This is a genomic window from Variovorax sp. BGA-UO-ETr-C22 (genome assembly GCF_059567965.1).
On record NZ_JCAQPA010000008.1, the window covers coordinates 325,594 to 340,008 of the forward strand.

Below are 14,415 nucleotides of genomic sequence, written 5' to 3' on the forward strand. Positions count from 1 at the left end.
CGGGGGAGCAAGGGGGAAGCCTTCGTAACGCGCACGCGTTATGAACACCCCCTTGCAGGCGCAGCCGGTCCCGCGGCGCCGCGGGCGCAACGTCACCGACAAAGGCGAGGAACTCAGGAAGACGCACCCCGCCCGCGCGTGCCCGACACAGGTGCACCGGAACCGCCGCGCGGCGAGCGCCCTCACCTGCCGCAGGCAGGTCTGATCCATGGAAGTCCGATCCAGGGGCGAAGCCCCTGCGCCAGGGATGCGCAAGGGCGCCGCAGGCGCTCCCCGCAGGGGATGAGCGCGAAGGCGCGAACCTGGAGCAGCCCGACACCGGCCACGCCGGTGGGGCGCCCGATGTCGATGCGCGCATGCAACACAACCCGCACCACCTCAGCCAGGTCCCTGCGCACACACCGCCCACGCTGCACCCTCCGCAAGCCCTGCAGCCCACCCCGCCCGGCACCCTGCCCGCCACCCCTCGGTGACCACCGCCCGCAAGGCCAACGCCCGCCGCACAGCAGGGCCCCGCCTGCATCCCGCCCCAGCCACAGAAAGCGCCGGTGGCTGCCAATCAACGGACGCAGGCCGATGCACCGCGACGGCAGGCAGGCAGGCACCCAGACAGGGCAGCAAGCAGACGACCCAGGGCCGGGCCGCAACCGCAAGACCCGCGCGCGCGCGAACGGGCGACCAACCGCTCGCCCTGCACAGAACCGTCAGCCAACGGCAATGAAAGGTCGAACGCAGTCGCGGAGGAACGAAGCTGGCGAGGCAACCCATGCCTGATCGCGTGCGTGACGGCAATCAGGTGCGCCGCGGTGATCGGTCCTGATCCACCGCACGCCGCTCATCACAGCGCAGGCGCGCGAAAGGCAGGAATCGATCCATCCATGCGATCGACCCTCGTGCCCGAGCAGGCCCCGATCCACGCCTCACTCTCTTCGACAGTTTGCCGGTTACCGTTAAACGGTATAAAATGACGCATGGCGATTCAGTCCTTCTCCTGCCCCGATACGGAACAACTGTTCACCACGGGCAAGAGCGCTCGGTTCGCCAATATCAAGGACGTTGCGGTCCGCAAGCTGACGCAGTTGGATGCCGCTGCGTCGGTGGTCTTCATGAAGATGCCTCCCGGCAATGACCTGAAGTTTTACGACGACGAATGGCACGTCAGGATCAACCAGCAGTGGCGACTGATCTTCAAATGGGGCGATGCGGGCCCATTCGACGTGAGGATCGATGACCCGCACTGACCGGCCGGTAAGCCGGAACCGTACCTAGAAAGGGCAACCCGATGTTTAAGAATGGAATGCGCCCGGTCCACCCGGGCGAGGTCCTCCGCGAGGACTATCTCAAGCCGCTGGGCATGACGGCCAACGCGCTGGCCAAGGCACTGCATGTGCCGGCGTCGCGCGTGAATGACATCGTGCTTGAGCGCCGCGGCATCACGCCAGACACGGCTCTGCGCCTGGTCCGCTACTTCGGTGGCGAGGAAGCTGACGCACAAGGCTGGATCAACATGCAGGCGACTTACGACTTTAAGCTGGCGGCGAAGGCCGTGGGCAAGGTGATCGCGAAACAGATCGCACCTCGGGCCAACGACGAAGGATCCGCGCGAGCGGCCTGACGTTCGAGTCGCTGAGCTCAGCCAGGTGCGCGGCCCGCGGCTACGCAAGACTGACGTCAGCCTACAGCGTGCCCACCGCTTCGGCGTTCCGCTCGCGGATGGTGCCGTGCGACATTCGACCTTGATGACGGTTCACCGTCACCGTCACCGTCACCGTCACCGCGATGTACGCGCATCCATACGCTCTTCCGGGGCCGCCGCACGCGAGATGGACGGCCTGATCAGCTGCCGCCGTGCACGCACGGCCACGTCACCCACTCCAGCGAGTGCGCACGGGAACAAGATGCCGTCGGCGAGACCTCATTTCCGGACCCACGAACGCTGGCGCGATTCAGCCGCTTTGCCAACGGTTCGGTATCAGAGTCCGCAGCAGCTTTGAAACTCGCCTGGGGTGCACGCACAGCCGGTGAGCAGCAAGAAAGAAAGAAAGAAAAAAAGGAAGAGAGAGGCCGACAACAAGAAGGCCGCCGGCCAAGCCGGCGGCCGGGCCCTCAGGCCTGGATGCGGCCTGCCATGCGCGCCTCCTTCGCACAGGCGCTCAAGTGCTTGCCCGCCCGAAAGTGCAGGTCCTGCTCGATCGGCAAGCCCAGCATGCCGCGCAACGCGGCCAGCTCATTCAGGCTCACGCATCCCAACTCGGGAAACCCGAGCCCGAGATCGCACAGCCCGAAGGCGATGCCGTGGTCCCCGGGGTCGATCTCGGTCAACAGCCAGGTGGCGCCGGCGTCGGGCGTGAACAGCTTGACCACGGGCAGCGGATCGAAATCCGCCTGTGTCCGGGACTGCACGCCGTTGGCCAGCAGCAGTTCGAACTGCACGTCGGTGATGAAAGGAAAGCTGGAAACAGCAGCCATGGCGTTCTCCTTGAACGGTTGCGGGCGGGATGGCCCGGGACCGTCGCCGGCACGCCGCAGCGCAGCAGTCAAGGTTCGAAGACGGCCGCTGGCCGCCAGCGCGCCACGAGGCGCGCGCAGACCTTGACGGCGAGAACGGCGTGCCACGCTCCAGGTCGCAGCAAGCCAGCCCTCGCCTCCCCCGCCCGGTTGCCCTGCTTCGGGTCGACACGAGCCGAAGCGAGGCGGAGCGAAGCCAGGCGGCGCGCCGCGGCACGCGCTTCGACCTCGTTGGGCACAATGCCCCTCCCACAACGAGGAGACGATCCGTGACAAAGCGCGTCCTGTTCGCAGCCGTCGCCGCCTGCGCGCTCGCCCTGGCGGGCTGGAACTACGTCACGGCGCATCGGCCCGTCAGCGAGCGGCTGGCGCAGGACGCACGCAACGAGAAGGTCTCCGTCTGGGCGTACCACCAGTACGGCGTCATGCCGTCCGTGCTGGTCATCGACCTTCGCCGGGTGGAGGCCGACGCCGCGGCGGTGAATGTGCTCAGGGCGCTGTTCCAGAGCGCGCAGTCGCACAAGTCCAGGCGCTTCGACAAGGTGGTTCTCGCGCACGCAGGCGCGCCGAAGTTCCAGCTCGATGGCGCGTTCTACGCGCAGCTGGGCAAGGAGTTCGGTGAACAGAACCCGGTGTACACGATCCGCACGTTCCCGCAGAACGTGCGAAAGCTCGACGGCACGCCGGCCTACGAGACCTGGACGGGAGGCATGCTGGGTGTCCTGGGCAAGCAGATGCAGGACGTCAACCAGTTCGCCAGGGACTGGTTCGTGGCCGACCTCGCGACGCAAGGCGACGCGCGGTGACCACGCATGCGCAAGCCCAGGCCTGCCCGCACGCCTGGCGAAACCGCCCGCCCGGAGCATCGCGCGCAGCCTGACATCGTGACCCTCGTTGGGGCCGCTCGGGCATGTCTGTGCGCAAGCGCCAGCAGCCGCAGAGTTTCGCCGGACACCGTCGGGCGAAATGGCCAGGCCACGCCGGGAGGCGATCAGGTGGTGATCGCCGTCGACGGTTCACCATGATTGGGTTGCGTGAGTCTTCCGTCGTCGGATTTACTCCATTCTTTGTATTTATCCTGAAAATGGGGCAAGTAACGTCGGCGGGTCCGCCTCGCGACGACGCAGCGTCGAGAAAACCGGCGTCGCTGGGGAAACCAAGTTCAGGCCGATGACCCGGGCACTGCGTCGCACGGCATCGCCAGGCGCTGCAGGAATGCGCCGCACCGCGGTTCGCGAGGCAGCGCACAAGGGACCTCAATGCACGGTCAGTCCTCCTCGGGCCCGACCATCGCCTGCAATTGCTCGATCACGCCGGGCTCGACGAAGACGCAGGGCACATCGGGCGCCAGCGCAACGTTGACCACCCGCGCGAGGGCTTCGCGTCTCAGATGCGCGAGCCGACCCGTGCGCCAGGCCTGTTCGGGCCTCATGTGGTCCTGGTCTGCCGGCACGCCGCTGCGTTGCGGGTCGCATTCGATGAGCGCAACGAACCCCTCGTCGAACAGCCTGCGATGCGCGTTGCACAGGCCCCAGCCTGTCACCGTGTGGCGCTGCATGCGCTGGCGCAGGCGCCTGTCGAGCAGGACGCCGCCCGTATCGAAGCCGAGGCCGCATACCAGGCACAGGTGCTGTTCCAGCGAAACGTGTGATTTCTCGTTGTCCATGATGATCTCCGGTTGCTCGGGCGGAATTGCCCGCCGCCGGGACCGCACGGCGCAGCGCAGCAGTCAGGGGTCGGCGACGGCCGCCAGGCCGCAAGCGCCGCACCGCGGCGCGCAGCCCTTGACGGCGAGAACGCCGTGCGACGGTGAAGGCCACAGCAAGACCGCCCTCCCCGAAATCCGACGCCGAAGACCCGAGCCGACACACGCGCCGCGCGTGATCCGCCCGGGTCGAATGAAATGGCTTCAGGGGGCGCCGCAGCGCCCCCGCGGCCGCCCTCAGAGGAGGCCGCGCTCGGCCATCGAAGCGGCGCGGTTGTGCCCCACGACGAAGTGATCGAGTACCTGCACGTCCACGAGCGCCAACGCCTCCTTGAGCACGCGCGTGAGCACGAGGTCCGCCTCGGACGGCTCGACCTGGCCCGAGGGATGGTTGTGCGCCAGGATCACCGCCGAGGCATTCAGCTGCAGCGCGCGCTTGACCACCTCGCGCGGATAGACGCCCGTCTGCGTCAGCGTGCCTCGGAACATGTCCTCGAAGACCAGCATCGTGTGCTGCGCGCTCAGGAACAGCACCGCGAAACTCTCGTGGGCCTGCCCCGCGAAGTGCAGCTTCAGGTAGTCCGCCACTGCATACACGGAACGGAAGGCCTGCGACGGACGCAGATCCTCGACGAGCAGCTCCCGCGCCAGGCACAGGCCCGAGCGCAGCTGCAGCCAGCCGATGCCCGATGCATCCCGTGCGCCTCAAACAGCGCTTCAGCCTGCGCACCGAGGAAAGGCCGCAGCGCCTCGATCACCCGCAGATCGCGCGACGAGAGCGCGCCGCCAGCCTCGCCGGTCGACGACGAGGAAGCAGTCGTGGAAGAAGAAAAGCAAGAGGACAAGGAAGAGGAGGAAGGCGAAGCGTTCATGACGATGAACTCCTGTGCAAGACACAGGCGGGATTGCCTGCGTGCCCCCGCGACCCCGTCGCAGCGCAGCGCTCAAGGCCGCCGCAGGCGCGCGGCACGCGCCGAGCACGCGCAGCGCGCGCAGGGCCTTGAACGCGAGAACGAGGGGGTAGCCTCAGGGCTCACAGGCAAGCCCTCCCCCACCCTTCGCAGCGCTCCGAAGGACCCCGCCCGTCCAGCCGCCAGAACGCCTGGGACCAGGATCGCACCGCAGGCGCAACACGAGGAGGACATTGCGTTGTCCAGCCATCGTTCGGCAAACGCCGGGGTATCGCAACATGTCGGAGTGGACCAGGCGCGCAGCGCACCCTGCGGGAACCCCGCAAAGAGCGGCCACGGCCACACTGAGCACGATGCGGCCTCTGGCGCGGGCGGCGCACGCTCAGCGCGCCACGTTCATCGGACGGGCCACATCACAGGAAGGCAGGCAATCCTGCCACCGTCATTCAGGCAAATGAACAGGCAGGCGAGAGCCGGCATGCGGCGCGGGAAGGCACATGCGCCAGCGATGTTCGGCCTGCCGAACGTCAGGAACACACCACGCGGCGATGGCGTCGCTTGGATTAGCCGTGCGTTCGCGCGGACGGCATCGATGCTGCGGACGACCGCCCGTCCCTGCAGGGGCAACCTGCTCGCCCTGGCGAGAACCGCTAGCCAGCGGCGATGAAACATCGAACCCAGTCGCGGAGGAACGAAACAGGCGGAGCAACCCGTGCCTGATTGGGTACCCTGACGGCAACTGGGCGCTGCGCCGATCGGTCCTCGTTCACCGCACACCGCTCATCACGGTGCAAACGGAAAGAAAGAAGCACGGAGCGAAGGAAGAAAGGTATCAATGCCCCCGATCAGTCGTTACGCGCGAGCAGGCGCGTCGCCACGCCTCACTCTCGCAGCGTGAACACCACGGACAGATAGGACACGGGTCCACCGCGAATGGCCTCGATCCCGTGCAGCGCCGTCGCCTCGAACAGCAGCGAGTCCCCTGCCCTTACCGAGACCACCTTGGCGCCGTAGCGGTAGCTGACCTCCCCGGAGAGGAAGTACAGGAACTTCAACCCCGGATGCTGGAAGGTCACGTAGGGATCCGCACCGGGCAGCAGCGTGACCAGGTAGGGCTCGACGAACAGGTTGCCCGACAGGAGGTGCCCCAGCAGCTCGTAGCGATAGTCTGAAACCGCACCGACGCGATCGACGACGACACCCTGCCCTGCACGCACGTGGCAGAAATCCGTGCGCCGCGCCTGATCGCTAAAGAAGCGTGACGCCGGCACGCCCAAACCATTCGCGAGCCGCTCCAACGTCTCTACCGAAGGCGAGACCAGACCGCGCTCGATGCGAGAGAGCATCGACGACGAAATCCCCGAGCCCTTCGCCAGCGCACCGCCGGACACATCGGCCGCCATGCGCAGCGCCCTCACCTGCCCACCGATGCGCGCTGCAGACAAACTGCGCACGGCAGGATCAGCCTGCCGCGGTCGCGCACGCGTCACCGAGACCGGCAGCCGCAGAGGCCGCGCGCTAGGTAGCGGTGATGCAATTGGTCGATTGGGCATGGTGGGCTTGCCTTGACACGGGATTCGCAAGTCCAAATTCTACGAAAAACGTAGAGACGAGGAAAGTGGATCTTACGACTATCGTAGAGTGTCTCCCAGCCCATCTCCTCGCTCAGTCTTCGGTGCTCGCTTAAGACTTGCGAGATTGGCGGCAGGTTTGCCACAAGACAAGCTTGGCGTTAAAGCGGGACTCGATGAAGGTACCGCCAGCGCACGCATTTCCCGCTACGAGAGCGGGATCCACGAGCCAAACATTTCTTTCGCGCGTCGACTGGCAGACGAGCTTGGCGTTCCGGCGCCCTACTTCTACGCAGCCGATGACGAACTCGCCAAGCTCATCCTTTGGTTCGGTCAGCTAAACAACAAACAGCGGAAGTTGCTACTCGAATTCGCAAGTCACATCAAATCGTCCTCGTAAGTGATGGTCGCTGCGTTCCAACGACACGACTGAGTGGCGAACAGTTGCTCACCACATAGTGCAGAGGAGATGTTTGATTCCGCCGAACTCTGACCCCTGTGTAGATATGCCGAGCAAATCGACACAGCCTCGCTGTTTTCAGCAATCGACAATGTGGCTTATGGGGAACTGAGCGAGCCACAGCATCTAGGCGCTGCTGAAACTCGTGTTGCGGGCGCCGTTAAATTTTCCGGGCAGGGAGTCGTCCTAGCTGACGTAATGCGGCATGCCCAAGCATTGTCTCGTCGCGAGGAACCGTCAGGTTTGGCGTGGCTTGGCGTGGCGGTCACTAACTCGCGCTCTGAGCACTGTTTCAAAGGCGCGGACGGGGCGTGTGCTCGGACCGTATCGAGACTCTGCGAATCGCCTTGCCAAGCATTGCTTGGCCCTCGCGCTCTCGATCTACGCGCCGAAGCGCTATTTCCGGCGGGGCCGAGATATCCGCGGCCCAACCGCCCTCGAAACTATCGTCGGCTCCGACGTAGATGACCAGCGCCGTACACGTTTTCACACCCATGGCCAATGCCGCAGCCTCAGCCTTTGCTGCCATTTCGGCACGAACGTCTGCGTACTCGGCACGTTGAACCCATACTAAAGTTGCGTCCTCTCCGCCGAGCACCGCCCATCGATAGGGCTCCGCCTTGAGGAAAGGAAGGAATTTCTCCAATAGAGCGGATAAGTCATCACGCCCCTGCCCGGAGAGATCTCGGACAGCGGCATCTGCGTGCAGAAACCTTGGTCCCCGCACCACATCGAGCGACGTCAGCAACTTCTGCACACGCGGTGGGAAGCTCTGGTGCGGTGGAGGCTTCTTTTGCCAGTCGGGGTCTGAAAAATACGCGTCAACAACGTCACTCGCGCCGGCATGCGTAATCAACGTCGCTCCCTGGGAGAAGTGCTCCTCATTGAACATGTCGATGCGGTTCTGAGTTACGTATCTACCCAGATGATCAAGCTCGTCAATGAATGCGGCGTTTAGTTGTCCTGCGACTCGCTGCCGGACAGCCAGATAGTGAAAGAGATCACCAGAGCTAGGCAAAAACCGCGCAAGGACAAAAAGGTCATCAACCGACATGGAGATGAACGGATATTTCCCCAGAATCGGAGCCATCTCAGGTAGCCGTTTACTCATCGCGGAGAACGGCGTAAAGGCCTCCACTGTCAGGCCGATGGGCAGAAGTAGGCGGTACTTCGCAAGCCTCAGCCGATGAACTTCGACATAGGCACCACCATGAAGATTGAACAGCGGCACCTCGTCTGCGGATGCCGCATAGCGAAAGAAGCGCTCGCTTTGCTGCTTGGCTTTGACGACAAGCGCCTGTACCGTGCGAGCGTGACGGTCAAAGTGCATCTCCGGTGAATGCATGGGCATGACACCGGCCTTGACCTCGATCTGTAGCAGCGCATCATTGAGCAGAATGACAAGGTCGTTTTCGACCCATTTCCCGGTGTCCGGATCGGGGTAGTAGACCGAACTCAGGACAGTCGCTCCAGCGAGTTGCTCCCCCATCACAGTCGGGAAAGCTGATTCAGTCACGATAGCTTGGCGCTCGCCCCAGGTCTTCTCATAGCCGGCAAGGCGGCGTCCAAGGCCCCATTGAATTGCCCGGTAGGCACTGTCGCGCAAAAAATTCGGATCGAACGCGTAGTAGCTTCCATTAAAGCGCACTAGCGGTCGCTCCCTTGCCGGAAGACGACGCATCGGAGTGCCGCGGAGTGGACCTTCAGCAAAGAAAAGGGTTTCTTCCCCTCTCGCGAACGATAGGTCTTCAAGCAGGGAAGGCGGAAGACCGCTCGTCTTCCCAACATCGCAATTGCCCGCAAAGAACAAGTTCAGAACAGCGAGGCGTAGATGTGCTTTTGTATCCTCGCTTGCGTACTTGGTCTGCATTACCTCTTTCACGGGAACGCCTGCTCTCTCTGCCTCGGCTAGCGTCTGTTTCCACTCAGCAAGCAGAAGCTCGGCTGCCTTCATATGACCGAACCGAGTGGCGTCAACCGCTGCCTGAATGCCCCTGGCCACCTCCTTAGACCCAACGCCATACGCTTGCTTGAGCGCGTCGTCATGAGGATCAAGCACGAAGTCAAAGAACTCCTCTTCCAAGGCTTGGTATCGATGGCCGCGCAGCATGGTCCAACTGGATATTGCGTGCAGGCCGAGTGTCCTGGTTTCATAGTCCAAGTTGCCCGGCAATGCGGCGGCGGCTACCAAGCCGTAGCGCAGTACGACCTCTCGTAGAGCGCTGCTCGCGCTGAGAACTTCGCGCAGGGATTCGTCGTCCTGTGCAGAGCCCGTTGTATCTTCAGCGTGGCCACTGAGCACTGCATGTAGATACTCCAAGGCGAGCACCACCGGCTCGAGAACTTCTGGTGGAGCAACGTGAGGAGAAGCGAGTTGCTTGTCATGCGCTTTGGCCTGAGTAAGCTGCGCCATCAGCAGTTGACCCCAAAGGTATCCAGCAAGCGCGCTCGGGTCCGCCTTGAGAATCGCAAGCCGCAGTTGCTCGCTCGCTTGCTCAAGTTGTGCACGCCCCTTCTGATGGGCTTCCTCGATGGTCGCCGACCCGAAAAGGCGAGCAAGCCTGTTTATCCCACCGTTCAAATCCTCAGTCTCTTCCCCGCTCATTCCATCCCCCGTCCGCGCTGAAGTCATTGGGCACGTAGTGTAGGGTTATCAACCATCAATGGATGAAGCAAAGCAGATGGTCTCGGACGCAGAGTCGGCCCGATACAGAGTGGGCCATAGCAACAGCAACAGGCAGTTGGGGGAGAGGGAATCTGATTAGTGGTTCAGCTTCGATGTTTCTCGCGACGAATTTGACGCTTCTCTCATATTGACGGTCATAACCACCAGAGCCAGACAGGCAGAGATGCCCAGGATGGTGGAGAACCACAATGCACCATTCCCCCACCGCTCCACTGCCACGCCGAACAGGAATGGCGCGCCAGCTTGCACGATGCGTGCCGGCACCATGAGGAGGCCTTGGCGCTGTCCGTAGCCTTTGGTGCCGAAGATCAGCAAGGGAAGCGTTCCGATCGCGATGGTCAAGATGCCGTTGCCCAGGCCGTGCAGTGCCGCAAAGACAGCAGCAGCCGGGGTACCGAACAGGCCGAGGCAGAGCGCGCCCAGCGGGTGAGCAAGTGTGGCCAATCGGGCCGAGAGCAGCGGGTGCGCGCACTTAAGGAGGGTGAACTCGATCAACCGCCCCGCTACCTGGGCAGGCCCGACCAAGGCGGCGATGCCGACGGCCGCGGCCAGCGTGGCACCGCTAGCCAGCAACAGTTCTGGCAAGTGTGCGGCCATGGCTGTGCTAATGAACCAAGTCACGGCGAAGACGTATGCCATCAGGACTGCGGCGCGACGCTGATGCGCCGAAGAGAGCCCGGCACCTACATCCTGCGCGGCGGTGGCGGACTTCTGTACGGGGACGGCATGAGACGCACGTGGCAGCAGCATGTTGAGCGGCAGACCGATCAGCAGATGCATGGCGGCCCAGGCAAGGCACGCCCCGCGCCAGCCCACTGTGCTTTCCAGGTACGCCGACAGTGGCCACCCCACGGTGCTCGCAAAGCCTGCGAACAGCGTGATGCCGGTGATGGCTCGTCGCGCATCCTGGCCGTGCAGGCGTACCACTGTGGCAAACGCGGCCTCGTAGAGTCCGCTGCCCATGGCTAGGCCCATCAACGCCCAGGCGGCGAACACGTGGCTTGCATGCGTGGACAGGCTCAGTGCAGTCAACCCCGCCGCGAATACCAAGTTGCTGGCGATGAGCACCGGCCGGCCGCCCAAACGGTCGATGCGCCGACCGGCGACAGGTCCGATGCCCGCGGCGACGAGCAGTGCCACCGAGAAAGCGCCGAAGACCGTGGACGTGGAAATGCCGATGTCCTTGCCGATGGCACCGGCCAGAACTGCGGGGAGGTAATACGACGAGGCCCACGCCAGGGTCTGAGCCACACCCAGCATCACCGTAGTCGTGGTCTTGCTTTGCACCCTGGGTTCGCCTGACTCAGATGCTGCGCAGGTTGACCCGCTTCGACAACGCCTCGGCACTCTCGCGCCGCTCGCTGTAGCGGTCCACAAGGTAGCCCGCGCAGTCGCGCGTGAGCAGCGTGAACTTCACCAGTTCTTCCATCACGTCGACCACGCGTTCGTAGTACGGCGAGGGCTTCATGCGGCCGTTCTCCTCGAACTCAAGAAAAGCCTTGGCCACCGAAGACTGATTTGGGATCGTGATCATGCGCATCCACCGGCCAAGCACGCGCAGTTGATTCACGGCGTTGAAGGATTGCGAGCCGCCCGACACCTCCATCACTGCGAGCGTCTTGCCCTGCGTGGGCCTCACCGAGCCGAGGGCCAGCGGTATCCAGTCGATCTGCGCCTTCATGATTCCGGTCATGGCCCCGTGACGCTCGGGTGAAGTCCAAACCATTCCCTCTGCCCACTGGGCGAGCTCGCGCAATTCCGCCACCTTGGGATGGTCGTCGGGCTCCGAGTCTGGCAGGGGCAAGCCCCGAGGATCAAAGATGCGGGTCTCGGCGCCGAGCGCGCGAAGAAGCCGCGCTGCTTCTTCGGTCAGCAGGCGGCTGTAGGAGCGCTCGCGGACCGAGCCGTACAGCAGCAGGATGCGCGGCGCGTGCGCGGCGCGCTGCGCCGGAAACAGCAGGTCCGGATCAGGCCTTGCAAACAAGGACGGATCGACGTTCGGCAGCTCACGACTCATACCAACCCCGCGACGAGTTCACGACCTTCACCACCGCCAGCATGATCGGTACCTCGATCAGCACGCCGACCACGGTGGCCAGCGCCGCACCAGAGTGGAAACCGAACAGGCTGATGGCGGCGGCCACCGCCAGCTCGAAAAAGTTGGAAGCGCCGATCAACGCGGATGGGCACGCAATGTTGTGCTTCTCGCCGAGCTTCCGGTTGAGCCAGTAGGCCAGGCCGGAGTTCAGCACCACCTGAATCAGGATCGGCACCGCGAGCATCGCAATCACCAGCGGCTGTCTGATGATGGCCTCGCCCTGGAACGCGAACAGGAGCACGAGCGTCAACAGGAGCGCGGCAATCGACCACGGTCCGATGCGATGCATAGCTCGCTCAAACGCAGCCGGCCCCGCTTTCAACAGTTGCTTGCGCAACACCTGCGCGAAGATCACAGGCAGCACGATGTAGAGCGCCACCGATGTAATGAGCGTGTCCCACGGCACCGTGATCGCCGACAGACCCAGTAGTAGGCCGACGATGGGCGCGAAGGCGAACACCATGATGGCATCGTTTAATGCGACCTGCGACAGCGTGAAGACCGGGTCTCCGCCAGTCAGGCGGCTCCAGACGAAGACCATTGCCGTGCAGGGCGCGGCGGCCAGCAGGATCAGGCCGGCCACATAGCTGTCGAGCTGGTCGGCCGGCAGCGAACCGGCGAACACCTGACGCACGAAGAGCCATGCCAGGAAGGCCATGGAGAACGGCTTCACGGCCCAGTTGATGAACAGCGTCACGCCGATGCCGCGCCAGTGATTCTTCACCTGCGCAAGGGCCGCGAAATCGACCCGCAGCAGCATCGGAATGATCATCACCCAGATCAGCACGCCCACGGGAATATTGACTTTCGCGACCTCAAGACGGCCCACCGCCTGAAATGCCGCCGGGAACAACTGCCCCAACGCGATACCGACGACGATGCAGAGGAACACCCACACCGTCAGGTAGCGCTCGAACACGCTCATGGGGGCCGCGCTGGCGCGCGGGTTTTCGATGACTGCGCTCATGGTGTCAGTTCGCGGAGATGTGCTTCAGCTGCTCTTGCAGCTCGGCGTCGCTCATCGCTTCGGGGTTGTCCAGTGCGAGCAGTTGCAGCATGCGATAGGAGATCGCCTGGCGCGTCAGCTCGAAGGCCTGGCGTTTTGTCGCGTCACCGCCCTCGGTGTTCGAAGGGTCCGGATAGCCCCAATGAATCTTGACGCGCGTGCCCGGCCAGTACGGGCAGGTCTCCTGCGCCGCGCTGTCGCAGACGGTGATGACCACATGCATGACCGGCGTGGAAAACTCGTCCCAGCTTTTGCTGCGGAAGCCTTCGGTGTTCACGCCAGCGGCCTGCAGCACGTCGATGGCAAACGGGTTGATTCTTCCACTGGGCGCGCTGCCGGCGCTGAACGCGTTCACGTCCTTGCCGAGCTTCTGGGCCCAGTGGTTGAGCATGCCCTCGGCGAGCACGCTGCGAGCCGAGTTGTGGGTGCAGAGGATGAGTACGTTGAGTGTCATTGCGGAGCCTTTTGAACCTTGCCGTTGCCGATGTCGCGGATCTCACGCTGGATGGCCATCGAGTCGAGCCGGGCCAGAGGCAAGGCCAGCATCAGCTCGATCCGGCGCTTCAGCGTGAGGGCCGTATCCATGAACTGGCGCTCGGTAGCTTCTTCCGGCCCCGCGAATGCCGCAGGGTCGGCCACGCCCCAGTGCGCGGTCATGGGCTGGCCAGGCCACACCGGGCACACCTCGCCCGCAGCCTTGTCGCAGACGGTGAGAACGAAGTCCATCGCCGGTGCGTCCGGCTTCGCAAACTCGTCCCAGTCCTTGCTGCGATAGCCGGTGGAGGGAAGGTGCATCTTGTCCAGAGTGAGCAAAGCGTAGGCGTTGACCTTGCCGGCCGGGTGGCTGCCAGCGGAGTAGGCCTTGAATCGCCCATCGCCCAGGTGGTTGAGCAGGCCCTCGGCCAGGATGGAGCGTGCGGAATTGCCCGTGCAGATGAACAGCACGTTGTAGGTTTTCTCAGCCATGACGATGTTTCTCGGTGGAGGAAGTGGGGTTGATCTCTTTGAACATGCAGACAGCCGAGGCCGGGCACAGGCTCCTGAATTCGCTGCTCGCCTGCGCTGATGCCGGTAACGCCGTGCGGTCGCAGCGCTCGAAGCCTCGGGCCTCGAAGAATGGCTCCGCCGTGGTGGTCAGGATGCAAAGGCGATTCACGCCCTTCGACGCGGCGAAGGCTTCCATGGTCTGCAGGGCCTGGTCGCCCACACCATTGCCACGTGCATCGGCGCGAACCGCGAGGGAGCGGAGCAACGCGGTGTCGCCGAAGCGTTCCAGACCGACACAGGCAAGAATCCCTTCGTCGCCGGCGCGGCTCACGAAGAAGGCCTCCATGTGCTCTTCCCGAAGGTCTGATTCGGGGAGGCCGGCGTCCCGAAGAAGGGATCGCACGGGCGATAGAGACGCGGCCTCTGCGCGAACGAACAGCGATCTGACCAGCGATTCGGAAGGCTCTTGGGGCATGGCGCAGC

The 14,415-nt window shown here is 63.9% G+C and carries 15 protein-coding genes; 4 read left to right on the top strand and 11 right to left on the bottom strand.

The window, feature by feature from the left end; translation table 11 throughout:
- The first annotated feature begins 971 nt into the window (after positions 1-971).
- The gene (locus tag AC57B8_RS09035) at positions 972-1,241 is read left to right on the top strand and encodes a type II toxin-antitoxin system RelE/ParE family toxin (protein WP_496479386.1); all 270 of its coding nucleotides are present in this window, start codon (positions 972-974) and stop codon (positions 1,239-1,241) included.
- 41 nt (positions 1,242-1,282) lie between these two features.
- Entirely contained in the window at positions 1,283-1,615 is a 333-nt protein-coding gene (locus AC57B8_RS09040) for a HigA family addiction module antitoxin (protein ID WP_496479387.1), read from the top strand.
- Between the two features lie 491 nt (positions 1,616-2,106).
- Here the strand turns inward: AC57B8_RS09040 and AC57B8_RS09045 are convergent, their stop codons facing one another.
- Complete coding sequence (locus AC57B8_RS09045) at positions 2,107-2,469, bottom strand: DUF2958 domain-containing protein (RefSeq protein WP_496479388.1); 363 nt, start codon at positions 2,467-2,469, stop codon at positions 2,107-2,109.
- Positions 2,470-2,777: 308 nt separating this feature from the next.
- Between AC57B8_RS09045 and AC57B8_RS09050 the strand changes: the two genes are divergently transcribed.
- Positions 2,778-3,314, top strand: a complete 537-nt coding sequence (locus tag AC57B8_RS09050) for a hypothetical protein (RefSeq protein WP_496479389.1) — start codon at positions 2,778-2,780, stop codon at positions 3,312-3,314.
- Between the two features lie 461 nt (positions 3,315-3,775).
- Here AC57B8_RS09050 and AC57B8_RS09055 read toward each other — a convergent pair whose 3' ends face one another.
- The 3 genes from AC57B8_RS09055 to AC57B8_RS09065 form a co-directional block, all read right to left on the bottom strand.
- Positions 3,776-4,174: an ATPase gene (locus AC57B8_RS09055; protein ID WP_496479390.1), complete on the bottom strand. Its 399-nt coding sequence runs from the start codon at positions 4,172-4,174 to the stop codon at positions 3,776-3,778.
- 276 nt (positions 4,175-4,450) lie between these two features.
- Positions 4,451-4,897, bottom strand: coding sequence for a RadC family protein (radC, locus tag AC57B8_RS09060; RefSeq protein WP_496479482.1), 447 nt, complete (start codon positions 4,895-4,897; stop codon positions 4,451-4,453).
- A gap of 1,108 nt (positions 4,898-6,005) precedes the next feature.
- Positions 6,006-6,578, bottom strand: a complete 573-nt coding sequence (locus tag AC57B8_RS09065) for a helix-turn-helix domain-containing protein (protein ID WP_496479391.1) — start codon at positions 6,576-6,578, stop codon at positions 6,006-6,008.
- Between the two features lie 187 nt (positions 6,579-6,765).
- Here AC57B8_RS09065 and AC57B8_RS09070 point away from each other — a divergent pair, with 187 nt between their 5' ends.
- The gene (locus tag AC57B8_RS09070; protein WP_496479392.1) at positions 6,766-7,095 is read left to right on the top strand and encodes a helix-turn-helix domain-containing protein; all 330 of its coding nucleotides are present in this window, start codon (positions 6,766-6,768) and stop codon (positions 7,093-7,095) included.
- Positions 7,096-7,447: 352 nt separating this feature from the next.
- Here the strand turns inward: AC57B8_RS09070 and AC57B8_RS09075 are convergent, their stop codons facing one another.
- From AC57B8_RS09075 to arsN2, 7 genes are all read right to left on the bottom strand, one after another.
- Positions 7,448-9,760 carry a hypothetical protein gene (locus AC57B8_RS09075; RefSeq protein WP_496479393.1) on the bottom strand — a complete coding sequence of 771 codons (2,313 nt, stop codon included), beginning with the start codon at positions 9,758-9,760 and terminating at the stop codon, positions 7,448-7,450.
- A gap of 156 nt (positions 9,761-9,916) precedes the next feature.
- A complete protein-coding gene (locus AC57B8_RS09080) occupies positions 9,917-11,101 on the bottom strand; it encodes an MFS transporter (RefSeq protein ID WP_496479483.1) in 1,185 nt (394 codons plus the stop codon).
- Between the two features lie 43 nt (positions 11,102-11,144).
- Positions 11,145-11,858, bottom strand: coding sequence for an arsenical resistance protein ArsH (gene arsH, locus AC57B8_RS09085; RefSeq protein ID WP_496479394.1), 714 nt, complete (start codon positions 11,856-11,858; stop codon positions 11,145-11,147).
- Positions 11,848-12,906, bottom strand: coding sequence for an ACR3 family arsenite efflux transporter (gene arsB, locus AC57B8_RS09090; RefSeq protein WP_496479395.1), 1,059 nt, complete (start codon positions 12,904-12,906; stop codon positions 11,848-11,850). Before arsB ends, arsH begins: the two co-directional genes overlap by 11 nt.
- A 4-nt stretch (positions 12,907-12,910) precedes the next feature.
- Positions 12,911-13,399, bottom strand: coding sequence for an arsenate reductase ArsC (locus AC57B8_RS09095; protein ID WP_496479396.1), 489 nt, complete (start codon positions 13,397-13,399; stop codon positions 12,911-12,913).
- Positions 13,396-13,911: an arsenate reductase ArsC gene (locus tag AC57B8_RS09100; protein ID WP_496479397.1), complete on the bottom strand. Its 516-nt coding sequence runs from the start codon at positions 13,909-13,911 to the stop codon at positions 13,396-13,398. The genes AC57B8_RS09095 and AC57B8_RS09100 overlap by 4 nt, the downstream gene beginning before the upstream one ends.
- Complete coding sequence (arsN2, locus tag AC57B8_RS09105) at positions 13,904-14,407, bottom strand: arsenic resistance N-acetyltransferase ArsN2 (protein WP_496479398.1); 504 nt, start codon at positions 14,405-14,407, stop codon at positions 13,904-13,906. Before arsN2 ends, AC57B8_RS09100 begins: the two co-directional genes overlap by 8 nt.
- Positions 14,408-14,415: the final 8 nt, after the last annotated feature.